Raw genomic sequence first — 25,349 nt, forward strand, 5'->3', positions numbered from 1 at the left:
TTGAAATTAAAAACTAAAAGTGTGGTGTAAATAAAATATGGGACTCAATATTACAGAATTAGAAAATCTAAAGCTCCGCGAATTATATGAGCTAGCCCGGGAATATAAAGTATCTTACTATAGTAAATTGACAAAAAAGGAACTTATCTTTGCTATTTTAAAAGGACAAGCGGAGAAAGATGGACTTATGTTCATGGAAGGAACACTTGATATTATTCAGTCAGAAGGCTTTGGCTTTTTACGACCGATTAATTACTTACCAAGCTCAGAGGACATTTATATTTCTGCTTCACAAATTAGAAGGTTTGAATTACGAAGCGGTGATAAAGTGTCGGGGAAAGTTCGCCCTCCAAAAGAAAACGAACGTTATTATGGATTATTGCATGTAGAGGCAGTGAATGGTGAAGACCCGGATACGGCAAAAGACCGCCTGCATTTTCCTGCGCTTACTCCGCTTTACCCTGATAAAAAAATTGTCCTTGAAACAGAACCAAGGAAAGTATCAACGCGAATCATTGACTTAATTTCTCCGGTTGGTTTCGGACAACGTGGACTGATCGTAGCCCCTCCTAAAGCAGGGAAAACCTCGCTTTTAAAAGAAGTCGCCAACAGCATTACAACAAATCATCCAGAGGCTGAATTGATTGTCTTACTTATTGATGAGCGTCCTGAGGAAGTAACCGATATTGAGCGTTCGGTGAAAGCTGAAGTTGTAAGCTCAACATTTGATGAAGTGCCGGAAAATCATATTAAGGTAGCTGAGCTAGTACTTGAACGAGCAATGAGACTGGTTGAGCATAAAAAAGACGTCGTTATACTTATGGATAGTATTACACGCTTAGCGAGAGCGTATAATTTAGTCATCCCGCCAAGTGGACGAACATTATCCGGGGGGATTGATCCTGCGGCATTCCACCGTCCAAAGCGTTTCTTCGGTGCTGCCCGTAACATTGAAGAAGGCGGAAGTTTAACCATTTTAGCTACAGCACTTGTTGAAACAGGTTCGCGTATGGATGATGTTATTTATGAAGAGTTCAAAGGAACAGGGAACATGGAATTACATCTTGACCGCAAACTTGCCGAACGCCGTATCTTCCCAGCGATCGATATCCGTCGTTCAGGAACAAGAAAAGAAGAATTGCTTCTACCGAAAGATCATCTTGATAAACTGTGGGCAATTCGTAAAACAATGACGGATTCACCAGATTTTGTCGATCATTTCATTAAGAAAATTAAAGAAACAAAAACAAACATCGACTTTTTCGAATCCATCGAAAACGACATGAATGGAACGAAACGGAAAGTGAGAAACTAAAGAGCAATGTATAATTAATAATGTAAAATCTAAAATTAGAGGCTTTAAATTAAAGTTTAGAGTGTAGAGTTTAGAATTTAGAGTGAAAACCTATGTGAGTACGTGCTTCGTGGAAACTTCCTGAAGCAGCTTACCAAACAACTCTAAACTCTACATTCTAAACTCTAAACTAAAAGGGCTTCGAAGAATTTCACTTTCAACATGAAGAAATTGGAGTTGCAAATTGGCTCGGTCCTTGTTATAATTTCGTCATGTGTGAAAAGTTAACTCTGTTTCGAATAGATTCAGGGCGGAAGGAGATGAAAAGAATGAAACAAGGTATTCATCCTGATTACAAAAAGGTAGTATTTATGGATACAAGCACTGGCTTCAAGTTTTTAGGTGGTTCTGTTAAAGGATCAAATGAAACGATCGAGTGGGAAGATGGAAACAATTATCCTCTTCTAAAAGTGGAGATCAGTTCTGATTCACACCCATTCTACACTGGTAAGCAGAAACTTACTGATGCTGGTGGACGTGTTGACCGCTTCAAGAAGCGTTACAACATGAAGTAATCTATAAAGTACAGCAGGCAAGTGCATTTGCTCTTGTCTGCTTTTTCTTTTCCTTACGATTTGAAATTATAAAACCATGATTTAAAGATCTTTAGTTTAGAGTGTAGAGTTAAGAATTTAGAGTTAAGGTTGAGGGTCTATCCTTTGAAGATTTTTCTAACACTTTTTTAGAAGTTGCTTGCAAACAACTCTACACTCTAAACTCTAAACTTAAAAAGGGGTGCAATCAATGCAAGGTAGGCACAATCATGGCTGGATAGAAGTTGTTTGTGGAAGCATGTTTAGCGGAAAATCAGAAGAACTTATTCGTCGGGTTCGCCGTGCAAGCTACGGGAGACAAAAAATTGAGGTTTTTAAACCGGCACTTGATAACCGCTATAGTTCATCGGAGGTTGTTTCACATAATGGGACAAAGGTCGTCGCCCAACCGGTTAAGTCATCAGAAGAAATTTTGGCACTTGTTGCTGATACAACTGAGGTCGTAGCGGTAGATGAGGTTCAATTTTTTGATGAGCAGATTATTGATGTTTGTAGCATCTTAGCTGATCGTGGTGTCCGCGTTATTGTAGCGGGTCTAGATCAAGACTTCCGCGGAGAGCCTTTTGGCCCGATGCCTGAATTAATGTCATTAGCTGAATCGGTCACAAAGCTCCAAGCCATCTGTCTTTCGTGTGGGGCATCGGCGAGCCGAACACAGCGGCTTATTGATGGAGCGCCAGCGTCTTATGATGATCCGATCATTTTAGTCGGTGCTTCTGAATCATATGAGCCACGGTGCCGACAGTGCCATGAAGTGCCTCATAAGCCGGAAAAGAAGGTTCGACTGGTCAATTTTAACGGGTGATTTGTTCTGAGTGGAGGGTAACATAAGTACAGGAGGTGTTTTCAATGAAGAAAGCAATCCTTACTTGTGGACTGGCTTTAAGCTTACTTGCCGCATGCTCACCAGCAAATCCACCGCAAGCATTACAAGTGCCAAATGATCGACCTGAAGCTGGCACGATGGAGCGGATGAATTATCACTTTTTTGGGCCGGGTCCAATCAACTACGGGGTGATTTATGATAATCATCGTGGCGATTATTTGCAGGATGGCCATATAAATCACAGCCCCAGCTTTAAAACATTGGACAACACTCGTCCTGACCTTGGTGATGATGAACAGATGATTCGCTTAGTCGTTGCTAATGAAAAAGGGATTCGCCCTGGACTGGTTGCGATTATTGGTAAGGATGCTTGGGTGAATGTCCACTTTACAGATTCCTATCCAAAAAATGAGCGGGAAAAGAAGCTTAATGCGCTGAAAAAATCGTTAAACGATGCGATTCCTCGCTATGATGTACACCTAAATGTAAATGAAGGCGGACAACAGAAACAATAATAAAGAAAAAGGGGATGTCTCATAAGTAAAAGCTCTCCTCGAACGCTTACAAAAAATAGAGATTAATACTCTATTTTTTGATCGAGGTGACTGTTACTTGAGATATCCTTTTTTTGACTAGGCTGAAATACATAATTATTTTGATTTTAATCGACGTTTATACTATAATTAGAATGTTATGGATAAATTGAAACTTTCATGTGAAAGGTAGTCGCCTGTTTAAAACAGGACTAAGATGAGGTGAACTAAATGTTAGAACGTTTACAAGCGGTTGAAGACCGTTATGACCGATTAAATGAGCTCTTGAGTGATCCGGACGTCATTAGTGACTCAAAGAAGCTTAGAGACTACTCAAAAGAACAATCTGATATATCTGAAACAGTACTGACGTATCGAGAATATAAAGACGTATCACAACAATATAAAGATGCAAAATCAATGCTTGAAGAGAAGCTTGATGATGAAATGTATGAAATGGTAAAAATGGAGTTGAGCGAATTAAGCGATCGTAAGGAAGAGCTTGAGCAAAAACTAAAAGTACTCCTTTTACCAAAAGACCCTAACGATGATAAAAACGTTATCGTTGAAATTCGTGGTGCAGCAGGCGGTGACGAGGCCGCATTGTTTGCTGGTGATCTCTATAAAATGTACAGTCGTTTTGCTGAGAGTCAAGGCTGGAAAACAGAAGTAATTGAAGCAAGCTACACTGAACTTGGTGGATATAAAGAAATTATTTTCATGGTGAATGGCGCAGGTGCTTACTCAAAGCTGAAGTATGAAAACGGGGCGCACCGTGTTCAACGTATTCCTTCAACGGAATCAGGTGGACGAATCCATACATCGACAGCTACTGTTGCAGTTTTACCTGAAGCAGAGGAAGTCGAAGTAGAAATTCACGAAAAGGATATTCGTGTTGATACATTTGCATCAAGTGGTCCTGGGGGACAAAGTGTAAATACAACGATGTCAGCAGTTCGTTTAACACACATCCCAACAAATACGGTTGTTTCGTGTCAGGATGAAAAATCGCAAATTAAAAATAAAGAAAAAGCAATGAAAGTATTACGGGCTCGTGTTTATGATAAATTTTTACAAGAAGCACAAGCAGAATATGCGGAAACGCGTAAATCTGCAGTTGGAACAGGTGACCGTTCTGAACGTATTCGTACGTACAACTTTCCGCAAAGTCGTGTCACAGATCACCGTATCGGTTTAACGATTCAAAAGCTGGAGCAGATTCTTCAAGGAAAGCTTGATGAAATTATTGATGCTTTAATCGTAGAAGAGCAAGCTACCTTGATGAAGCAGGCGGAAGAATAATGGATCAGGTTAAAGTACATGAAGCCCTCAACTGGGCTTCTTCTTTTTTAGAAGAACAGGGGCGCGAGAGGACGATTGCTGAAATATTGCTCATCCACCATTTAAACTTTGATAATCGTACACAACTGTTTATGAACTTCTCTGAGCCTATGGATAATGAGCAGTTTGAGATTTTTCAAGCGGATATTAAGCAAGTGACGGAAGGAACGCCAGTCCAATATATTACAGGAGTTGAGCAGTTTTACGGTCGTCGTTTTGTTGTGAATAATGAGGTTCTGATTCCGCGTCCGGAAACGGAAGAACTTGTTTACGGAGTGTTGGAACGTGTGAAAAAGCATTTTAGTGAAGGGCAGTCGCTGCGTGTTGTTGATGTGGGAACAGGAAGTGGAGCGATTGCAATTACGCTCGCATTAGAACATCGTCTGCTTGCTGTATCAGCGATTGATATTGCAGAAGCTTCTTTAACTGTTGCCAAACAAAACGCGAAAGAGCTGTGTGCGGATGTTCGTTTTGTTCATGGGGATTTACTGCAGCCGCTGATTGAAGCAGGGGAAAAAGTCGATATTGTAGTCTCGAATCCGCCGTACATTCCAGAAACGGAATTAGAGCAGCTTGATATTCTTGTTCGTGGTAATGAACCACATCGTGCCTTATTTGGAGGAGAGGATGGCTATGCCTTCTACCGCCGCCTTATGGAGGAAATTCCAAAAGTGCTGAACGAAAGAGGACTGATTGCTTTTGAAGTTGGCATAGGACAAGGAGAAACTGTTGCCGCCATGCTGAAAGAGGCCTTTCCAATGATGACGGTAGAAGTCGTTCATGATATCAATGGGAAAGACCGAATGGTGTTTGGAATGCTTGATGAAATGTAAAATGTAAAATGTAAAATTAGTTTAGTAAACTCAGGAGGTCCTTTTTAAGGCTTCCTGAATAATCCCACATCAATTTTACATTTTACATTATAAATTTTACATTTCTGTTGAGTTTTCAGAATATAAAAAATTTGTCGTACAATTCTAGGTTTGTTTTTTGCTTTTCCCGACCACACTGTGACTAGTGAAAGGTGGGGGAAAAAATGAACCAAAAGGGACTTATTTATTTATTCATATCATTTTTTGTTTTAATCATGAGTTGGGAAGGTCAAAACAATCATCAAATCGTGGCGGCATACGATGAAAGCCGTATTCCTGAAGAAGCGATTCGCTTACGCATTCTAGCAAATAGCGATTCACCGCAAGATCAATGGATCAAACGTGAAATTCGTGATAAAGTTAATATTGCTGTTACCGAATGGGTTGGAGAGTTAGTTGACCGTGATCAAGCAAGAGAAGTAATTCAAGACAATTTAGCTGACATTGAGGCGATTGTTGCGAGTGAGCTTGATCGAATTGGAAGCAAACAGTCATTTAACGTGACATTCGATGATGAAGTTCAATTTCCTACGAAGCTTTATGGAAACTATGTCTACCCAGCAGGTAATTATGAAGCAATCCTAATTACTATAGGTGAAGGAAAAGGTGAAAATTGGTGGTGTGTTCTCTTCCCGCCGCTATGCTTCCTTGACTTTGCCAATGGAGATGCAGTCGCTCAAGCCGATGACAGTGAAAATGCAGAAGAAAAAGAAGAAGGAATCGAAGTCAACTTCTTCGTCTTCGAAGTCTTCACAGGCCTCGTCGATAAAATGAAAACCTTGTTTGCTTAATAAAATGTAGAATTTAGAATGTAGAATTTAGAATTGTTTTGGTTGATTCAAAGAAGGTTGACTACCTGAAAACCTTTTACCAATTCTAAATTCTAAATTTTTAATTCTAAATTAAAGGATTTTTGTTCTACTCCTTCCCTCGTTAGCATACACATTGGTAGAAGTACAAGCTATCATGTATGAAATAGGTAGGGGGAACGTGATGAGTATTGTGATTCGAGTTGCGGAAGAGAAGGATATATTACCGGTTCAGCGCTTAGTTGCAAGAGCAGGTTTATCAGATCAAGGGATTGAAGATCAGATTGATCATTTTTTAGTCGCTGAAAATGAGGAGAAGCAGGTAATTGGCACGGTTGGAATTGAGCGTCTAAGTGATGAGGACGGCTTATTACGGTCTTTGGTGATGGCGTCAACAAGTTGGGATGCTAAGATTGGACTTCAATTTTTAGAGCTGGCAATGGCGTTCGCTAAACAAAGAGGAGTTCGTACATTATATCTGTTAACGAATAATGCTATTCCGTTCTTTGAACATATCGGCTTTGAGCCTTTACGAGAGGAAGAGATTCCTGTTCATTTGAAAAAATCAAATCACTTTGGCCAGTTTGTTTCAGGACAAACCAAAGTGATGGCCTGTTCATTGGAAAAGCTAATGAGAAAACATGTGTAGATAGTGTAGAGTTGAGAGTTTAGAGTGTAGAGTTATTTTGGGTTTTTCAAAGAGGTATTTAAAATACTTCTCTGATCAACATACTAACAACTCTAAACTCTACACTAAAAAAGTTGGGGATAATGGAAAGTTATGCACAAGTTATTCACAGTTAGTGGATAACTTGTTTTATTTTGAGATGAAATGAGGGTAATTGTCATGACAGAGCATGTGGAAACAATGGTGTGGATTGTGGATAAAAATGGGGAACAATTAACAGGTTGTCCACAATTAAAAGAAGCGGCCATCTTGCTTAGCCACAATGAGGTGGTCGCATTTCCGACTGAAACGGTATATGGATTGGGAGGAAATGCATTAGTAAATGAAGCGATTGATAAAATTTATGCTGCAAAAGGACGGCCGAGTGATAATCCACTTATCGTCCATATTTCCGATTATGCACAATTAAAAGAGGTTGTCTCACAAGTGCCGGAAAAAGCGGAAGCACTAATCAAAGCGTTCTGGCCTGGTCCATTGACACTTGTTCTGCCAAAGGGAAAAGATGTAGCGGATAAAGTAACGGCAGGACTTGATACTGTCGCTGTAAGAATGCCTGATCATCCTGTAGCGTTAGCGTTAATTGAATTGGCAGGTGTTCCAATTGCTGCTCCAAGTGCCAATTTATCTGGGAAGCCAAGTCCAACAGCTGCCAAACATGTTTATGATGATTTGAAAGGCAGAATCAGTGGACTTGTTGATGGCGGAGAGACAGGTGTTGGTGTTGAGTCAACGGTCGTTGATTGTACAGAAGAGGTGCCGATGATCCTGCGTCCTGGCGGGGTAACGAAAGAGCAGCTTGAACACGTGGTCGGGGAAGTGAGTGTTGATCCTGCGCTTTCTGAAAATGGACAAGCACCAAGATCACCGGGTGTCAAATATAAGCACTATGCTCCAAAAGGAGAGATGTATCTCGTAAGCGGGGGTCGGGAGTTTATTCAACAGCTTGTGAGAAAGGAACAAGATAAAGGGCATAAAGTTGGAGTGCTGACGACGAGTGAAAATGAAACGTATTATAAGGCAGATCTCGTCTTAGCTTGCGGTGTTCGAGCAGATTTACAGTCAGTTGCCCGCAGGCTTTATGATGCTTTACGCACCTTTGATGATCACGATGTTCATATTATCTTTTCCGAAGTCTTTCCAGAAGAAGGTGTCGGGAAAGCAGTCATGAACCGACTAGAGAAGGCAGCATCAGGAAACTTCATCTGTCAGTAAATTATCAATGTCTATTTTCCCTTGGACTTGCATAAAGTTAATTGAAGCAAGTCCAAGGAGGGATTGCATGTTCTCAGAGATTGTTACATTATTCATCATGGCATTTGCCTTAGGAATGGACGCTTTTTCTTTAGCAATTGGTATGGGAATGTTAGGTCTTCGCTTGCGGCAAATTTTCAATATCGGGGTAACAATTGGAATCTTTCACGTTATTATGCCGTTAGCGGGTATTATCATCGGAAAATTTCTATCCCTACACTTAGGGGTAATTGCTACATATATTGGTGGTGGCTTACTCATTTTTTTAGGTGCTCAAATGTGTATTTCCTCATTGCGAAATAACGATGATGTCCTCATTCGACCCGCAGGCTACGGCTTACTGTTATTTGCAATCAGCGTGAGTCTCGATAGTTTTTCCGTTGGATTAAGTCTCGGTTTATTTGGCGCAAAAACTATCATTGTTCTAATGGCCTTTGGATTGATGAGCATGTGTTTGACATGGGTTGGTTTACTGATGGGGAAATATATGAAAGGCTGGATTGGTTCCTATGGGGAAATATTAGGAGGACTTATTCTCCTCGCCTTTGGAATCAAACTTTTGCTGCCGGTCTAGTCATAAGTCTGACACTTGTATGAAAAACAAAGGTTAACTATAGACGAACTGCAGGAAAATGAAATATACTAAAATATACAAAATTTTTAAAGAGAACCTTAATGGTTCTTTTTTTATTAGGACTGAAACCTGATGTATAACGTGAAAACGATGTAACATAATGTAAGATAGGAAGGAAGTGAAGCGATGAAAAAAGTCCTCTTTGTTTGTACCGGAAATACGTGCAGGAGCCCTTTGGCAGAGGCAATCTTAAGGCATAAAACAAATGGTGAAATTGAAGTGAAATCTGCAGGTGTTAATGCCTTTCCGGGAAGTGAAGCCTCGATGGGTACGAAAGCTGTTTTGGCGGAAAAAGGAATCCCATGCAATCACACTGCAACGGCAATTGATGATTCGCTGATTCAATGGGCAGATGTTATTTTAACGATGACTGAAAACCACAAAAGAGGTTTAGAACATAGATTTCCAACATACGCAGACAAAATCCATACATTAAAGGAATTCGTGATTGGTGATTCTTTTGCGAAGGAATATCAAAAAGAATTAGATCGACTTTATACAGAATTAGAGATTAAACAAGCTCAACTATTAGCCGAAAATAAAGATAAGCTAGAAAAGTTTCAAAATGTGAATAGCAATGATGCAAGACAAGAGATGTATATGCTGGAGCAAGAGTTAAATCAACAGGTACATCCTTATCGAAAGGCGATCGAAGAATTACTAAGAAAAGCTCCTAGTAATGATATTAAAGATCCCTTCGGTGGGACGGTCGAAGTATATCGCGAGACAGCGAAAGAGATAGAAGAATTGATCGACCGTTTCAATCAGAAGTACTTGTCTAGCTAATAATTTAGGGGGAATCAGCTAATGGAGGAGAAGAAGAAATACCGTTCTAGCTTAAGAAAGAAAATGGTAATCGGTGTCTGTGCATTAGCAAGTATTACATATGCAACAAGTGCTTTTTTTATTTTCTTTCTGAATGAAACGTTAAGCGAGCTATTAGGAATAAGTGACACATTTCTTATTATTATGACGTTGGTGTTCGGGGTTATCTGGTGTGCTATTTTTGCCTTTTTCGGTTCGCAATTAATCACGAAGCCACTGCATGAGTTGGAGCTGTCAGCTAGAAGGGCGGCAAATGGTGATATTCGGGAAGATGTCGTTGTTCAGAAGTCGGATGGTGAAATCCGTGCACTAGGACTGGCTTTTAATGAAATGCTGAAAAATCTTCGTTTGATGGTAAATGACATTGATAACAATTTTGCGCAAACAAATCAAAAAGTTACCGAAATTACCTTGGCGTCTGAATCAGCGGCTACCCAATCGGAAAGTATTTCCCGAACAATTGATGAAATTGCTGCAGGTGCTGAAAGTAGTGCAATAGCGATACAAAATACGGCCGAATCCATTGAGGACATTAAGAATCTTGCCGAACAAGTTCAACATCGGGCCAATTCATCGAAAGATCTATCAAGAAACATGGTTGATGCGCTAGAAGGCAGTCAAAAAGTCATTTATTCTCTCGTAGCAGGTATTCAAAAACTTTCGGAAGACAATCAAGATTCTTTAGCCTCTGTTAGCCGTTTAGAATCCCACGCAAAACAGGTCGAAGAAATTATTTCATTAGTAGGAGATATAGCTGCTCAAACGAATTTACTCGCTTTGAATGCGTCAATTGAAGCAGCGCGTGCTGGTGAACAAGGAAGAGGATTTGCCGTTGTTGCCGATGAAGTCCGTAAACTGGCGGATGAAAGTTCAAAGGCTGTGCAAGGAATTACAAAGCTCATTCAAAATATCCAGAATGAAGTAAGTGCAGTTGTTAAGCAAATTAGTGAACAAGTAAAAGTGGCGAAAAATCATTCAGTTCAAGGTACTGAAACGAACATAGCAATCACGGAAATGGCACAAACTGTAACAGAGGTCGCCCATGCAGTAAACGAAATAACCGAGCTTGTCGCAAAACAAATGAGTTACGTGAATGACACGACAAGAGAATCTCAAGAGGTTGCTGCCATTGCTGAAGAAACGTCAGCAGGCGCTGTCGAAGTGTCATCAACAACCCAAGAACAAACCGGTGTGATTCAGGAGATTGCCACTACTGCTCAACAATTATCAAAACAAGCAGAAAAATTAAAACAAACAATCGGTAAATTTACTACATAACAATAACGTTGGAGGGGTAAAAAATGAAAGTAGCCATTGGTTCAGATCATGGTGGAATAAATATTAAAGAAGAAATTAAAGCATTAATGGATGAAATGGGAATTGAATATGTTGATTTAGGCTGTGAATGCAGCACATCAGTCGATTACCCGGATTACGCGATTCCAGTTGCTGAAAAGGTAGCGGCAAATGAGGTTGACCGCGGCATTCTCATTTGCGGCACCGGCATCGGAATGTCAATCGCTGCGAACAAAGTAAAAGGTATCCGCTGCGCCCTTGTGCACGACCTTTTCAGTGCAAAAGCAACAAGAGAACACAACGACAGCAATGTTCTTGCCATGGGTGAACGAGTAATCGGCCCGGGACTAGCTCGGGAAATCGCCAAAGTATGGCTCGAAACCGAATACGAAGGCGGCCGACATGCAAACAGAGTTGGGAAGATTACGGAGTATGAGGAGAAGTAATTAAATTAGTTTAGAGTTTAGAGTGTATAGTTTAGAGTTGCTTTTGGGTAACTCAGGGGAGTTCTTGAAAGACTTCTTGGGATAGCTTACAAACACTCTAAACTCTAAACTCTACACTCTAAACTAAAAAGAAGGTGTTTCCATGGCTTTGATTTTTGATCAGGTGTCTGGTGCGCTTGATGATTTGTACGACTCGTTTCCAATGAGTGAAGCGCATTTGTTAGTAGTTGGGACAAGCACGAGTGAAGTGATTGGTGAGAGAATCGGGACTTCCGGAACCGTTGAGGTAGCAGAAGGGATTTTTTCAGCGATAAAAGTCCTTCAGCAAAAAAGCGGGGTGCAGGTGGCATTTCAATGTTGTGAGCATTTGAACCGCGCCTTAGTGATGGAACGAAGCACAGCCTTGAAGTATGGCTATGAAATGGTATCAGTTGTACCTTCGTTAAAGGCTGGAGGGTCAATGGCTACATATGCCTATCAAAATCTAAGTGATCCGGTCGTCGTTGAATTTATTAAAGCGGATGCTGGGATTGATATCGGTGATACATTGATCGGAATGCACCTTAAGCATGTTGCCGTTCCTGTGAGAAGCAAGGTAAAGCAAATTGGTGAAGCCCATGTGGCCATGGCGAAGACAAGACCGAAATATATCGGTGGTCCAAGGGCGGAATATCCGGTAAAATCCGATTTCTCATGCAAATAAACTGGCTGCTTTTTGTCGATTTGATGTAAAACATGAAGGTTTATTAAAAAAAATGTAAAAAAGTACGGGTTTTAATATTGAAAACATGTTAATATAGAAATAGTTTTTGGAAAATTAATAATAAGCCGAAAGATTAGTTTTGTAAGATATTGAAGGAGGACTAAATAAAAAATGAAAAATCTACAAAGTCAGGATCCTGCAGTATATCAAGCAATTCAAGACGAATTAGGTAGACAACGAGACAAAATTGAATTAATTGCATCAGAAAACTTCGTTAGTGAAGCAGTGATGGAAGCGCAAGGATCAGTATTAACAAATAAATACGCAGAAGGTTACCCTGGCCGCCGTTACTATGGTGGTTGTGAGCATGTTGACGTTGCTGAAAATTTAGCTCGTGATCGTGCGAAGCAAATTTTTGGAGCTGAGCATGTGAACGTGCAGCCTCACTCAGGTGCTCAAGCGAACATGGCTGTTTACTTTACAATTTTAGAGCAAGGTGACACAGTTCTTGGAATGAACCTTTCTCACGGTGGTCACTTAACACACGGTAGCCCAGTTAACTTCAGTGGTGTTCAATATAACTTTATTGAGTATGGAGTAGACGAAGCAACACAAACAATTAACTATGATGATGTTCTTCAAAAAGCTAAAGAACATAAGCCGAAATTAATCGTTGCTGGTGCGAGTGCATACCCTCGTGCAATTGACTTCAAGCGTTTCCGTGAAATTGCTGATGAAGTAGGAGCTTATTTCATGGTTGATATGGCGCACATTGCAGGTCTTGTTGCAGCAGGCTTGCACATGAATCCTGTACCATATGCAGACTTTGTTACGACTACGACACACAAAACATTACGTGGCCCTCGTGGCGGTATGATTCTTTGCAAAGAAGAGTTCGCAAAGAAAATTGACAAGTCAATTTTCCCTGGAATTCAAGGCGGTCCTTTAATGCATGTTATTGCTGCAAAAGCAGTAGCATTTGGTGAAGCACTTCAAGATGAGTTCAAGACGTATGCGCAGAATGTGATTGACAATGCGAACCGTCTTGCAGAAAAACTTATGAGCGAAGGTATTAACCTTGTTTCAAGCGGTACAGACAATCACTTAATTCTTTTAGACGTTCGCAGCTTAGACTTAACAGGGAAAGCGGCTGAAGAAGCGCTTGATAATATCGGTATTACAGCAAATAAAAATACGATACCGTTTGACCCGCAAAGTCCATTCGTAACAAGTGGTGTTCGTATCGGAACAGCTGCGGTTACATCACGTGGATTTGGTCTGGAAGAAATGGATGAAATCGGTGCAATCATCGCCCTTACGCTAAAAAACACAACAGACGAAGCTAAACTGAAAGAAGCAAGCGAAAGAGTTGCAGCATTAACGAAAAAAGTTCCAATGTATCCAAACCTTTAATATGAAAAGGCGCCGCGTGCGCCTTTTTTTAGTGTAGAGTTTAGAGTTGGTGTGGGATAATCCATTGATGTTTTAAGAGATCTTTTAAAAAACCTTCTTGAAAAATCCAAAAATAACTCTACACTCTACACTCTAAACTCTAAATTCATAAAATCTCCCTTGAATCGACAATGTTTTTTATGTAAAATTTGCAAGGAGTGTATGAAAGTGGGCAAGTATAGGGATTCGTTATCTGTGAGAAACTTTTTAAGAAGATTACATAAAACTACTTTTAATAAAAAGACCTATTACTTGTACTTAGAAAGGGAGAATTTAGAGAATGAGCAAAGTATTTGTTTTTGATCACCCATTAATTCAACATAAGTTAACGTATATTCGTGATATATCAACAGGAACAAAAGAGTTTCGTGAGTTGGTTGATGAAGTAGCGGCTTTAATGGCTTTTGAGATTACACGTGATTTAACGCTGCAAGAGGTTACAGTGGAAACGCCGGTAGGCCCTGCGAAATCAAAGACAATTGCCGGGAAGAAGCTTGGTCTTGTGCCAATTTTACGTGCAGGTCTTGGTATGGTTGATGGTATTTTGAAGTTAATTCCGGCAGCTAAGGTAGGACATGTTGGCTTATACCGCGACCCGGAAACATTGCAGCCAGTAGAGTATTATGTTAAGCTTCCAACTGACGTAGAAGAAAGAGAATTTATTGTCATTGACCCGATGCTTGCAACTGGTGGATCGGCTTCTGAAGCGATCAACAGTTTAAAAAAGCGCGGTGCCAAAAACATTAAGCTCATGTGTTTAATTGCTGCTCCTGAAGGTGTTGAAGTCATTCAAAATGACCATCCGGATGTTGACATTTACTTAGCGGCATTAGATGAGAAGTTAAACGAGAAAGGCTACATTGTCCCAGGTTTAGGGGATGCTGGAGACCGTTTGTTCGGAACGAAATAAATCATTTGTTTGTGGGGGAGGAGAGTAGACATGAAACGAATAAAAGTCATGACCATTTTCGGCACGAGACCCGAAGCGATTAAGATGGCTCCACTCGTATTGGAGCTTGAAAAATATCCTGAGGAAATTGAATCCATTGTGACGGTGACTGGTCAGCATCGCGAAATGCTCGATCAAGTTTTAGAGATTTTTAAGGTGACGCCAGACTATGATTTAAATGTCATGAAAGAGCGCCAAACGCTAATTGATGTGACAAACAATGTTTTATCAGGGCTCGATGGAATTATGAAAGAGGTTAAGCCTGACATCGTCTTAGTGCATGGGGATACGTCAACGACTTTTGTTGCAAGCTTAGCTGCGTTTTATAATCAAATTGCAGTTGGTCATGTCGAGGCAGGGTTACGCACGTGGAATAAATACTCTCCATTTCCTGAAGAAATGAACAGGCAGTTAACGGGAGTCATTGCTGATTTGCATTTTTCGCCAACAGAAAAATCGGCTGACAATTTGCTTCGTGAAAATAAGGATGAAAAGGCGGTATACATAACAGGCAATACAGCAATTGATGCCTTAAAAACTACAGTGACTGAGAGCTATCAGCATGAAGTGTTAGAGAGGTTAGGGGATGATCGTCTTATTCTTCTAACTGCACACCGTCGCGAAAACCTTGGTGAGCCAATGCGTAATATGTTCCGTGCAATTAAGCGACTTGTTGAGGAACATAATGATCTTCAAGTCGTATACCCGGTTCATTTAAATCCTGTTGTCCGCGAAATTGCTGGTGAAGAGTTAGGTAATGACCCGCGCATTCATTTAATTGAGCCTTTAGGTGTGCAGGATTTTCACAATTTCGCCGCGCGAGCATACTTAATTTTAACGGATTCAGGTGGAGTGCAGGAGGAGGCCCCTTCTTTGGGAACACCGGTACTCGTGCTTCGAGATACAACAGAACGTCCTGAAGGAATCGAGGCAGGTACACTAAAGCTTGCTGGAACTGAGGAAGCGGATATTTACCGCTTAGCAAAAGAATTGTTAACCGATGAAACAGAATACAAAAAAATGGCAAAAGCTTCGAATCCATATGGAGATGGACATGCATCAGAGCGAATTGTAAAAGCGATCCTTTATCATTTCCAAAGAAATAATGAGCGTCCGGAGCCATTTAAAGTATAGTGATGAATACACGTGAGGAAATTACTTCCTTACGTGTATTTTTTTATAAAAAGTTATTCTAGTTAACTATTTTTATCAAAATGGGAGTTGTTTTTTACCTCTGAAGCCCTCAGAAATTATAGGATACGCGATTTATCAGCCAAGTTCCAATTTCCTCCAAATTATCCCGCATACATAACAACTACATTTTGAGAAAAGATATAAAGAGAAGAAATGGATGGATAGGAGGGAAGTGCTTGAAGATAAAAATACTCTTGTTTTCAACCATCATGGTTATAGCATCATTAACAATGAATACTTCGTTAGGTCTTGCGAGTCAATTTCCTGAACGCCCTCCAGTTCCCGTGGAAAAGTCCGATGAAGAAAAGATTGTTATTGTAGAAGTAGAAGATAATCCAAGTGAAGTCATGGAAAGAGTACAGAAACTGATTCCTGAAGGGGAAGTTAGAAAAATGTTTACCTTCTTATTCTCGGGCTTCTCCTACAAAGTAAAGGAAAAGGATATAGATAAGCTAGCGGCGGTCAGCGGTGTCACTCGGGTTGATGAGGTTGTAACCTATCAAGCGACTATTGATGATAGTGTTCCTTTTATTGGGGGCGAGAAGATATGGAAGGAGCTGGATTCAAATGGTGAGCATTTAACAGGAAAAGGTGTGACGGTTGCTGTGATCGATACGGGTATTGACTACAATCATCCCGACTTAAAAAAAAGTTATAAAGGTGGTTACGACCTGATTGATGAAGATGATGACCCGATGGAAACTGTTGCAGGACAAGGAATGGCAACATTGCATGGAACCCATGTCGCTGGGATTATTGCTGCAAACGGAAAAATTCGAGGTGTAGCGCCTGAGGCAAAGATTCTCGCCTACCGGGCATTAGGTCCGGGTGGCCATGGGACAACAGAGCAAGTGATTGCAGCCATTGAAAGAGCGGTAGCAGACGGTGCGGATGTGATTAACCTATCCCTGGGTAATACTGTTAATGGACCGGATTGGCCGACAAGCACTGCTCTTGACCGGGCTGTTGAGCAAGGTGTCATTGCTGTAACGTCAAATGGAAACAGTGGACCAAAAATGTGGACGGTAGGCTCACCGGGTACGTCAACAAAAGCCATTTCAGTTGGGGCATCATCACCGCCGCTCAAAGTACCCTATTTAACGATTGATCGCTCTGAAGATAAGGAGTTTTCACTGCAATTATTGCGTGGTTCAAAGCCGTGGACGATAAAGCGTGATTTTCCACTCGTTAATTGCGGCCTTGGACGAGAGAATGAATGTACAGATGTAGAAGGAAAAGTAGCTTTGATTAAGCGTGGGATTATTCCTTTTTCTACAAAAGCAAAAAATGCTGAGAGTAATGGTGCGAAAGCCGTACTCATTTATAACAACACCGAAGGAGAATTTGTAGGGACATTGGATGCTGACGGGATTAACATTCCGGTTGCTTCACTCTCAAATGAAGATGGTGAATGGTTATTAGAGCAGATGGAGAAGAAGGATCTTTTCTTAAAAACATTTTACCGGCAAGAAGAAGATTTGCTTGCGCCATTCAGCTCAAGAGGTCCGGTCACCTTTACGTGGGAGGTCAAACCAGATGTTGTTGCTCCAGGGGTAGATATTCATAGTACTGTCCCAAAAGGGTACCTGGGTTTAAATGGTACAAGCATGGCTGCACCACATGTTGCCGGGGCGGCCGCATTAATCAAGCAGGCCCACCCTGACTGGACACCACAACAGGTAAAAGCAGCATTAATGAATACGGCGACACTGATTACTGACCGAAACGGTGATGTCTATCCACCGCATGAACAAGGTGCAGGGCGAATTCAAGTTAACAAAGCTGTTACAGCTGATACACTTGTCTATCCTGGTGCTGTTACATTCGGAAAAATGCTCAGAAGTGATGAGAGACAGGAAAAAGAAATTCAACTTACGGTCGAAAATCAGTCCGATCAAGAAGTGACATATTACATTGAACCACCGTTTGTTGTTCCTGATGGCGTTCAGTGGAAAGTACCTTTTTCCTTCACATTAAAGCCAAAGGAGAAGAAGAACATTACTGTTGAGATCGATATTATGCCATCTGTCTTAAGTACAGGTATTCATAACGGTGAAATTCTGGTCAAAGGCGGAAAAGAAGATTTGCATATACCGTATTTATTTTTTATTGAAGAGCCTGATTATCCGAGATTAATGGCCTTTAACTTTGACTTTGGAGATCAACCGGAAACGTATCGTTATGAAATGTATTTACCCGGCGGTGCAGAGGAGGTAGGAATTGCCTTATACGATCCGGATACATTCCAGTTTATCAAGTACTTAGATGTCAAAAAGAATGTGGAGCGTGGATTACTAGAGGTGGAAATAGATCAGGAAAAGCTCGACGAAGGAGTCTATAAAGCGCTAATTTTCGCCAAAAAAGACGGAAAAGAAGATACATTTGAAACGACATTGTACATTGGATTACCAGAATTGAAGCACAGTATGGAGGGACAACAAGAGCTGATAAAATAAAAAGAAAAGTGTGATCAATAACTCAAACGGTCACACTTTTTGATTAAAATTTGCAATTAGATAGTTATATTTATATAGTATTCTGCATAGTATAGAAAAAATAAGGAAATATCGAATCATAGGACAAAATAACAGACAAAAAATATATAATAGTTAGATTTATCTGATAAGTCAAACATTAAACGTAGAAATTTGGCAAAAATTCGTACAAATTTGTCAAAAGTGTGAACGAAATTTCGAGGGAAATTTCACCGTTTTTTTTATGTGAAAACTCGTTGACATAAAGTTTTCACTATTGTACGATTAAAAAGGCGAAATTGATAAGGTTTACAATTTTGCAGTGACTTTTATCACTCCTTACCCAGGAGGCGAATGAGTTGGTACATAAAAAACCGCAAAAACAAATGTTTCGGGCGATGGCAGCCATGTCAGCAATTTTGTCATATCTTGTCGGACCAGTCCTCGTTGGTGTGTTTGGAGGAAGATGGCTGGATCAGTACTTCGGAACGGAACCTTGGTTATTAATTACTGGAATTTTCGTAGGACTTGCCGCTGGGATTTATGGAATCGTTCGCTTTATTGGAGATTATTTAGGAGATAAGTGATGGATCAATATTCTGCAAACATGAGGCGTTACACCAAATACACTCTCTTCCTGGCTGCCTTTTTTGTGCTAGGTTGGGGATTCACTTCATATTCAACTATATTTCTAGGTTTACTCCTTGGTACGATCTTTAGTTATTTCAACCTTTGGAGTATGTACAGTAAAATTAATCGTTTGGGACAAGCTGTAGAGAAAAGCGCTAAAGGTGAAGGTGAGAAGAAAAAGGCACATTCACTTGGATTTCTTACAAGGCTCGCGCTCGCAGTCCTTGCAGTCACTATTGCTACCCGCTATCCTGAACACTTTGATTTGGTAAGTGTGGTAATTGGGTTAATGGTAACCTATATTATCATCTTTATAGATTCACTATTTCAACATAAACGCTTGTATAAAGAAAGAGGTGAAAAATAATGGAGCATGGATATCCATCAGCCGAGTTTTTAGGACTTACTTTTAATCTTTCGAATGTGCTGATGACAACAGTTGCATCCGTGATTGTCTTTATCATTGCGGTTTCTGGTGCTCGTTCCTTACAGCTGCGACCATCAGGAATGCAAGGGTTTATGGAATGGCTTATTGACTTTGTTAAAGGTATTATCAACAGTACTATGGACTGGAAGACAGGCGGACGCTTTTTAACGCTCGGGCTAACATTGATTATGTACATATTTGTATCAAACATGTTAGGGCTACCGTTTGCGATCGTTGTCGAGCCGGGTCATGTCTTGTGGTGGAAATCACCGACAGCTGATCCACATATTACATTAACACTTGCCGGAATGGTCATCATTTTGACCCACTACTACGGCATCAAAATGCAAGGTGTTGGTGGCTGGGGTAAGACGTTCTTTAGTCCACTTTGGTGGATGTTTCCTCTTAAAGTTGTCGAGGAAATTGCAAACTTCTTAACTCTTGGTCTTCGTCTTTACGGTAACATCTATGCAGGTGAGGTTTTAATTGCATTACTTGTAGCACTTGGTACTAGTGGAATTTTTGGAGCGATCTTTGGAGCTATTCCTTTCCTGGCATGGTTAGGCTTTAGTGTGTTCATCGGTACAATCCAAGCATTTATTTTTACAATGTTAACAATGGTTTACTTAGCGCATAAGGTTGCTGACGACCATTAATTTTTAAAAAGTTTACTTTATTTATACGATTTCTCTCTTTTTATAAGAGGAACTTAAAAATACTATTTTATCATATTACAAACACAAATTGAAGGAGGACACAAATTATGGGTCTTATTGCAGCTGCAATCGCAGTAGGTTTAGGAGCTTTAGGTGCTGGTATTGGTAACGGTCTTATCGTAGGTCGTACAGTTGAGGGGATTGCTCGTCAACCAGAATTACGTGGAACTTTACAAACGACAATGTTCATCGGGGTTGCCCTTGTAGAGGCATTACCGATCATCGCCGTAGTTATCGCGTTTATGGTAATGGGGCAATAGAATAAGTACTTTGATTGGTTCATAATGGCGAAGCTAGTTCTAGGTGGAACCTTCGCCATTCCTTTTGTATTACCTTCATAAGAGAGGAGTGAGCGCTGTGTTCGAAATTCACTGGGGTGACATCATTTATCAAATCGTCATCTTTGTAATCTTATTAGCATTATTAAGAAAATACGCTTTCGGTCCAATTATGGGGATCATGAAAAAGCGTGAAGAACATATTGTCAACGAGATTGAACAAGCGGAGAAAAACCGCAAAGAATCTGAAAAGCTTGTTTCTGAACAAAAAGTGGCGATTCAAACAGCTCGTAAAGAGGCGCAAGAAATCGTTGAGAGTGCGAAGAAACTTGCTCAGCAACAAAGTAACGAAATCGTTACAGCTTCACGTGCTGAAGCAGAGCGATTAAAAGAAGATGCTCTTAAAGAGATCCAAACTGAAAAAGAACGTGCTGTTACACAATTACGTGAGCAAGTAGCTTCTTTATCAGTTCTTATTGCTTCTAAAGTAATCGAGAAGGAACTTAATGAACAAGAGCAAGAGAAGATGATTAAAGAGTACATTAAAGAAGTAGGCGAAGAGCTATGAGTAAAAACGCTGTAGCCAATCGTTATGCTGTTGCTCTTTTTCAAGTAGCGAAACAAAAAGGTACGCTTACAGAAACCCAAGAGCAATTACGTACTGTTCAACAAGCAGTAAAAGAGAATCCAGTCTTTTCAGAAGTGCTTGGACATCCAAAAGTAACAGCTGAAAAGAAAAAGGAAATCTTTAAAAGTATCTTTGGGAAAGCAGTAAGTGATACTGTGATGAATACTTTCTTTGTTCTCATCGATCATCGCAGAGAGAATGTTCTTTTAGAGATGATTGACGACTTCAACAAACATTCGAATGAAGATCAAGGAATTGCTGAAGCGAAAGTCTATACGACAAAAGCAATTTCTGAAGAAGATATAAATACATTAACAAGCGGGTTTGCAAAGAAACTCGGCAAAAAACAACTTCGTGTTGAAAACATCATTGATCCTGAATTAATTGGTGGAATTAAGATTCGAATTGGCGACCGTATTTATGACGGTAGTGTAAAACGACAATTACAACGCCTTGAGCGCCAATTGGTTACTGGAAATGTTAGGAGATAGGGGTGAAGTAAATGAGCATCAGACCAGATGAAATTAGTTCTCTTATTAAACAGCAGATTGAAAACTATCAGTCTGAAATTGAAGTAAACGATGTTGGTACTGTTATCCAGGTAGGGGACGGGATTGCTCTAGCTCATGGCCTTGAAAACGCAATGGCAGGAGAGCTTCTTGAATTCTCTAACGGTGTAATGGGTATGGCTCAGAACTTAGAAGAGAATAACGTGGGTATCGTTATTTTAGGACCATATACGGAAATTCGTGAAGGTGACGAAGTAAAACGTACAGGACGTATTATGGAAGTTCCAGCAGGTGAAGAACTTCTTGGACGTGTTGTTAACCCATTAGGACAACCTATTGATGGAAAAGGTCCAATCGAAACAACAAAAACTCGTCCGATTGAAAGTCCAGCACCAGGGGTAATGGACCGTAAATCAGTACACGAGCCACTTCAAACAGGAATTAAAGCGATTGACGCTCTTATTCCAATTGGACGTGGACAACGTGAGTTAATCATTGGTGACCGTCAAACTGGTAAAACAGCGGTAGCGATCGATACTATCTTGAACCAAAAAGATCAAGATATGATTTGTATCTATGTTGCGATCGGTCAAAAAGAATCAACAGTTGCAGGCGTTGTTGAAACATTACGTCAACACGGTGCACTTGATTACACAATCGTAGTTTCTGCGAGTGCATCTCAACCAGCTCCATTACTATTCTTAGCTCCATATGCTGGGGTAGCAATGGGTGAGGAATTCATGTATAACGGCAAGCACGTTCTTGTTATTTATGATGACTTATCAAAACAAGCAGCAGCTTATCGTGAGCTTTCATTATTACTACGTCGCCCTCCAGGACGTGAAGCATTCCCAGGGGACGTATTCTATCTACACAGTCGTTTATTAGAGCGTTCTGCTAAATTAAGTGATGCAAAAGGTGCTGGTTCACTAACTGCATTACCATTTATCGAAACACAAGCAGGGGACGTTTCTGCATATATCCCAACAAACGTTATCTCAATCACTGACGGACAAATCTTCTTACAGTCAGACTTATTCTTCTCAGGGGTACGTCCAGCTGTAAACGCCGGTTTATCTGTATCACGTGTAGGGGGATCTGCACAAATCAATGCGATGAAGAAAGTATCAGGTACTCTTCGTCTAGACTTAGCGTCTTACCGTGAGTTAGAAGCGTTCGCACAGTTCGGTTCTGACCTTGATAAAGCAACACAAGCGAAATTAAACCGTGGTGCGCGTACTGTAGAAGTATTAAAGCAAGGTTTACATGAGCCGTTGCAAGTAGAAAAACAGGTTGCGATTCTTTATGCCTTAACAAAAGGTTTCTTAGATGATATCCCTGTTGAAGATATTCGCCGTTTTGAATCTGAATTGTTCACATACTTAGAACATAACAAGAAAGATTTACTAGATCACATTCGCACAACTGGTAAACTTCCTGCAGATGAAGACATGAAAGCGGCAATCGAAGCGATGAAGAAAGGCTTTGCCGTATCTGAATAAGGATTAGCTTCATCTATCAAAGGAAAATGAACGGAATTCCAGTTTTTGCGAAAAGGTGGTGAAATAAAATTGGCTTCTTTACGCGATATTAAAAATCGTATTAACTCGACAAAGAAAACAAAGCAGATTACCAAAGCGATGCAGATGGTAGCTGCGGCGAAACTTAACCGAGCACAAGAGAATGCGAAAAGATTTGAACCATATACAGATAAAATCCGTGATGTTGTGGTTAGTATAGCTTCTGGGAGCAGCGGGACATCTCACCCTATGCTACAGGAACGTCCTGTAAAAAAGACGGGCTATATTGTCATTACATCTGATCGTGGACTTGCTGGTGCCTACAACAGTAGTGTGTTAAGAGCGGTGTTAAAAACGATCAATGAGCGTCATTCTTCAACTGATGAATACGGCATTATCGTTATGGGTCGTGTCGGACGTGACTTCTTTAAGAAGCGAAATATGCCGATTATCCACGAGATTACCGGCTTATCGGACCAACCAGCTTTTAATGATGTGAAGGAAATTGCTAGCTCGACAGTTCAGATGTTTGCTGATGAACTATTCGATGAGTTATATCTATGGTATAACCACTTCGTAAGTCCAATCACGCAGACAGTAACGGAGAAGAAAGTATTACCGTTAACTGATATGGGAGATAGTGATGTGAAATATTCGTATGAATATGAACCATCTGAAGAAGCAATTTTAGAACAGTTGTTACCTCAATATGCAGAAAGCTTAATCTACGGGGCGTTACTTGACGGAAAAGCAAGTGAATTCGGTGCTCGTATGACTGCAATGAGCTCTGCAACGGATAATGCGACGGCATTAATAGATTCATTAACACTTTCATATAACCGAGCTCGTCAAGCTGCGATTACACAGGAGATTACGGAAATCGTCGGTGGGGCAGCAGCCTTAGAGTAGGTTATCGGTATTGTTTACAAGCAAGTTAGGAGGGAAAATGATGAATAAAGGACGCATCACTCAAGTAATGGGACCAGTTGTTGACGTTAAGTTCAACAGTGGTGAATTACCTGAGATCTATAATGCACTTAAGATTCAGAAAAAAGCTGAATCAGCTGGTGAAGTTGATATCGATTTAACACTAGAAGTTGCGTTACACCTTGGTGACGATTCAGTTCGTACTGTAGCGATGTCTTCGACTGACGGTGTCGTTCGTGGACTTGAAGTTCTTGACACAGGAGCGCCAATTTCTGTACCAGTAGGTGAAGCAACACTAGGCCGTGTATTTAACGTTCTAGGTGAAGAGATTGATCTTAATGAGCCAGTAGCAAAAGATGTAAAGAGAGATCCAATTCACCGTGCAGCACCTAAATATGAGGATCTATCTACAAAAACAGAAATTCTTGAAACAGGAATTAAAGTTGTAGACTTACTTGCTCCTTATATCAAAGGTGGAAAAATCGGTTTGTTCGGTGGTGCCGGTGTAGGTAAAACCGTATTAATCCAGGAATTAATCAACAACATTGCTCAAGAGCACGGCGGTATCTCTGTATTCGCCGGTGTAGGTGAGCGTACTCGTGAAGGGAATGACCTTTTCCACGAGATGAGTGATTCTGGAGTTATTAAGAAAACGGCGATGGTATTCGGTCAGATGAACGAACCACCTGGAGCACGTATGCGTGTTGCCTTATCTGGTTTAACAATGGCTGAGCATTTCCGTGATGAGCAAGGTGCAGACGTACTATTGTTCGTTGATAACATTTTCCGCTTTACACAAGCAGGTTCTGAAGTATCAGCCCTACTTGGACGTATGCCTTCAGCGGTAGGTTACCAACCGACATTAGCTACGGAAATGGGACAATTACAAGAGCGTATCACGTCAACGAAAAAAGGTTCAGTTACATCAATCCAAGCGATTTATGTACCTGCCGATGACTATACTGACCCGGCTCCAGCTACAGCGTTTGCTCACTTAGATGCAACGACAAACTTAGAGCGTAAACTTTCTGAGATGGGTATCTACCCTGCCGTTGACCCATTAGCGTCAACATCTCGTGCTCTTTCTCCAGAAATCGTTGGACAAGAACACTATGAAGTAGCTCGTCGTGTACAGCAAACACTTCAAAAATATAAAGAATTACAAGATATCATTGCTATCTTAGGTATGGATGAGTTATCTGAAGAAGACAAGCTAGTAGTACACCGTGCTCGTCGTATTCAGTTCTTCTTATCACAAAACTTCCACGTTGCCGAGCAGTTTACTGGCCAACCTGGTTCATACGTACCTGTTAAAGAAACTGTTCAAGGATTTAAAGAAATTCTTGAAGGTAAATATGATGACCTGCCAGAGGATGCATTCCGTCTAGTAGGACGTATTGAAGAAGTTGTTGAAAAAGCAAAACAAATGGCTTAATAATAGATGTACCTTAAGCAGCAATTGCACAGCAGCCTATTAAATAGGAAGTAATACGATTGACTAGAGTAAGGTACT

27 protein-coding genes are annotated in these 25,349 nt (G+C 40.6%); all 27 read left to right on the plus strand.

The features are described 5' to 3' along the window. The first annotated feature begins 37 nt into the window (after positions 1-37). The 27 genes from rho to atpD all read left to right on the plus strand — a co-directional run bounded on the left by rho (position 38) and on the right by atpD (position 25,271). A complete protein-coding gene (gene rho, locus ACJ2A9_RS15395) occupies positions 38-1,315 on the plus strand; it encodes a transcription termination factor Rho (RefSeq protein WP_441422554.1) in 1,278 nt (425 codons plus the stop codon). Positions 1,316-1,623: 308 nt separating this feature from the next. Beyond that, complete coding sequence (locus ACJ2A9_RS15400) at positions 1,624-1,869, plus strand: type B 50S ribosomal protein L31 (protein WP_441422555.1); 246 nt, start codon at positions 1,624-1,626, stop codon at positions 1,867-1,869. Positions 1,870-2,098: 229 nt separating this feature from the next. Then, positions 2,099-2,713: a thymidine kinase gene (locus ACJ2A9_RS15405; protein WP_441422556.1), complete on the plus strand. Its 615-nt coding sequence runs from the start codon at positions 2,099-2,101 to the stop codon at positions 2,711-2,713. 44 nt (positions 2,714-2,757) lie between these two features. After that, positions 2,758-3,249, plus strand: coding sequence for a hypothetical protein (locus tag ACJ2A9_RS15410; RefSeq protein WP_441422557.1), 492 nt, complete (start codon positions 2,758-2,760; stop codon positions 3,247-3,249). Positions 3,250-3,498: 249 nt separating this feature from the next. Then, positions 3,499-4,569: a peptide chain release factor 1 gene (prfA, locus tag ACJ2A9_RS15415; protein ID WP_441422558.1), complete on the plus strand. Its 1,071-nt coding sequence runs from the start codon at positions 3,499-3,501 to the stop codon at positions 4,567-4,569. Next, positions 4,569-5,441, plus strand: coding sequence for a peptide chain release factor N(5)-glutamine methyltransferase (gene prmC / locus ACJ2A9_RS15420; protein ID WP_441422559.1), 873 nt, complete (start codon positions 4,569-4,571; stop codon positions 5,439-5,441). The genes prfA and prmC overlap by 1 nt, the downstream gene beginning before the upstream one ends. 203 nt (positions 5,442-5,644) lie before the next feature. Continuing rightward, positions 5,645-6,271 (plus strand): stage II sporulation protein R, encoded by a 627-nt coding sequence (gene spoIIR, locus ACJ2A9_RS15425; RefSeq protein WP_441422560.1) that lies wholly within the window; start codon positions 5,645-5,647, stop codon positions 6,269-6,271. A gap of 202 nt (positions 6,272-6,473) precedes the next feature. Further along, positions 6,474-6,938 carry a GNAT family N-acetyltransferase gene (locus ACJ2A9_RS15430; RefSeq protein ID WP_441422561.1) on the plus strand — a complete coding sequence of 155 codons (465 nt, stop codon included), beginning with the start codon at positions 6,474-6,476 and terminating at the stop codon, positions 6,936-6,938. A gap of 210 nt (positions 6,939-7,148) precedes the next feature. Then, positions 7,149-8,189 (plus strand): L-threonylcarbamoyladenylate synthase, encoded by a 1,041-nt coding sequence (locus tag ACJ2A9_RS15435; protein WP_441422606.1) that lies wholly within the window; start codon positions 7,149-7,151, stop codon positions 8,187-8,189. A gap of 67 nt (positions 8,190-8,256) precedes the next feature. Continuing rightward, the gene (locus ACJ2A9_RS15440; RefSeq protein WP_441422562.1) at positions 8,257-8,802 is read left to right on the plus strand and encodes a manganese efflux pump MntP; all 546 of its coding nucleotides are present in this window, start codon (positions 8,257-8,259) and stop codon (positions 8,800-8,802) included. Positions 8,803-8,988: 186 nt separating this feature from the next. Then, complete coding sequence (locus ACJ2A9_RS15445; RefSeq protein WP_441422563.1) at positions 8,989-9,648, plus strand: low molecular weight protein arginine phosphatase; 660 nt, start codon at positions 8,989-8,991, stop codon at positions 9,646-9,648. Between the two features lie 21 nt (positions 9,649-9,669). Beyond that, positions 9,670-10,965 carry a methyl-accepting chemotaxis protein gene (locus ACJ2A9_RS15450; RefSeq protein ID WP_441422564.1) on the plus strand — a complete coding sequence of 432 codons (1,296 nt, stop codon included), beginning with the start codon at positions 9,670-9,672 and terminating at the stop codon, positions 10,963-10,965. A 23-nt stretch (positions 10,966-10,988) separates the two neighbouring features. After that, positions 10,989-11,429, plus strand: a complete 441-nt coding sequence (gene rpiB, locus ACJ2A9_RS15455; protein WP_441422565.1) for a ribose 5-phosphate isomerase B — start codon at positions 10,989-10,991, stop codon at positions 11,427-11,429. 142 nt (positions 11,430-11,571) lie between these two features. Next, the gene (locus ACJ2A9_RS15460; RefSeq protein ID WP_441422566.1) at positions 11,572-12,132 is read left to right on the plus strand and encodes a TIGR01440 family protein; all 561 of its coding nucleotides are present in this window, start codon (positions 11,572-11,574) and stop codon (positions 12,130-12,132) included. Between the two features lie 171 nt (positions 12,133-12,303). After that, entirely contained in the window at positions 12,304-13,545 is a 1,242-nt protein-coding gene (gene glyA / locus ACJ2A9_RS15465) for a serine hydroxymethyltransferase (protein ID WP_441422567.1), read from the plus strand. Positions 13,546-13,864: 319 nt separating this feature from the next. Then, complete coding sequence (upp, locus tag ACJ2A9_RS15470; protein ID WP_441422568.1) at positions 13,865-14,494, plus strand: uracil phosphoribosyltransferase; 630 nt, start codon at positions 13,865-13,867, stop codon at positions 14,492-14,494. Between the two features lie 30 nt (positions 14,495-14,524). After that, entirely contained in the window at positions 14,525-15,667 is a 1,143-nt protein-coding gene (wecB, locus tag ACJ2A9_RS15475; RefSeq protein WP_441422569.1) for a non-hydrolyzing UDP-N-acetylglucosamine 2-epimerase, read from the plus strand. Positions 15,668-15,903: 236 nt separating this feature from the next. Continuing rightward, complete coding sequence (locus tag ACJ2A9_RS15480; RefSeq protein ID WP_441422570.1) at positions 15,904-18,183, plus strand: S8 family serine peptidase; 2,280 nt, start codon at positions 15,904-15,906, stop codon at positions 18,181-18,183. A gap of 377 nt (positions 18,184-18,560) precedes the next feature. Continuing rightward, on the plus strand, positions 18,561-18,788 hold the full coding sequence (locus ACJ2A9_RS15485; RefSeq protein WP_441422571.1) for an AtpZ/AtpI family protein: 228 nt from the start codon (positions 18,561-18,563) through the stop codon (positions 18,786-18,788). Further along, positions 18,788-19,198: an ATP synthase subunit I gene (locus ACJ2A9_RS15490; RefSeq protein WP_441422572.1), complete on the plus strand. Its 411-nt coding sequence runs from the start codon at positions 18,788-18,790 to the stop codon at positions 19,196-19,198. Before ACJ2A9_RS15485 ends, ACJ2A9_RS15490 begins: the two co-directional genes overlap by 1 nt. Next, positions 19,198-19,914 (plus strand): F0F1 ATP synthase subunit A, encoded by a 717-nt coding sequence (atpB, locus tag ACJ2A9_RS15495; RefSeq protein ID WP_441422573.1) that lies wholly within the window; start codon positions 19,198-19,200, stop codon positions 19,912-19,914. The genes ACJ2A9_RS15490 and atpB overlap by 1 nt, the downstream gene beginning before the upstream one ends. A 107-nt stretch (positions 19,915-20,021) precedes the next feature. Then, entirely contained in the window at positions 20,022-20,234 is a 213-nt protein-coding gene (gene atpE, locus ACJ2A9_RS15500; RefSeq protein WP_441422574.1) for a F0F1 ATP synthase subunit C, read from the plus strand. A 97-nt stretch (positions 20,235-20,331) separates the two neighbouring features. Beyond that, a complete protein-coding gene (gene atpF, locus ACJ2A9_RS15505; RefSeq protein ID WP_441422575.1) occupies positions 20,332-20,820 on the plus strand; it encodes a F0F1 ATP synthase subunit B in 489 nt (162 codons plus the stop codon). Next, complete coding sequence (locus ACJ2A9_RS15510; protein WP_441422576.1) at positions 20,817-21,371, plus strand: F0F1 ATP synthase subunit delta; 555 nt, start codon at positions 20,817-20,819, stop codon at positions 21,369-21,371. Before atpF ends, ACJ2A9_RS15510 begins: the two co-directional genes overlap by 4 nt. A gap of 11 nt (positions 21,372-21,382) precedes the next feature. Next, positions 21,383-22,891: a F0F1 ATP synthase subunit alpha gene (atpA, locus tag ACJ2A9_RS15515; protein WP_441422577.1), complete on the plus strand. Its 1,509-nt coding sequence runs from the start codon at positions 21,383-21,385 to the stop codon at positions 22,889-22,891. A 69-nt stretch (positions 22,892-22,960) separates the two neighbouring features. Continuing rightward, a complete protein-coding gene (locus ACJ2A9_RS15520; protein WP_441422578.1) occupies positions 22,961-23,818 on the plus strand; it encodes a F0F1 ATP synthase subunit gamma in 858 nt (285 codons plus the stop codon). A 40-nt stretch (positions 23,819-23,858) separates the two neighbouring features. After that, positions 23,859-25,271, plus strand: coding sequence for a F0F1 ATP synthase subunit beta (gene atpD, locus ACJ2A9_RS15525; RefSeq protein WP_441422579.1), 1,413 nt, complete (start codon positions 23,859-23,861; stop codon positions 25,269-25,271). Positions 25,272-25,349: the final 78 nt, after the last annotated feature.

Origin of the sequence: Anaerobacillus sp. MEB173, from assembly GCF_052119505.1 — a bacterium.
GTDB lineage: Bacteria > Bacillota > Bacilli > Bacillales > JBJMAU01 > JBJMAU01.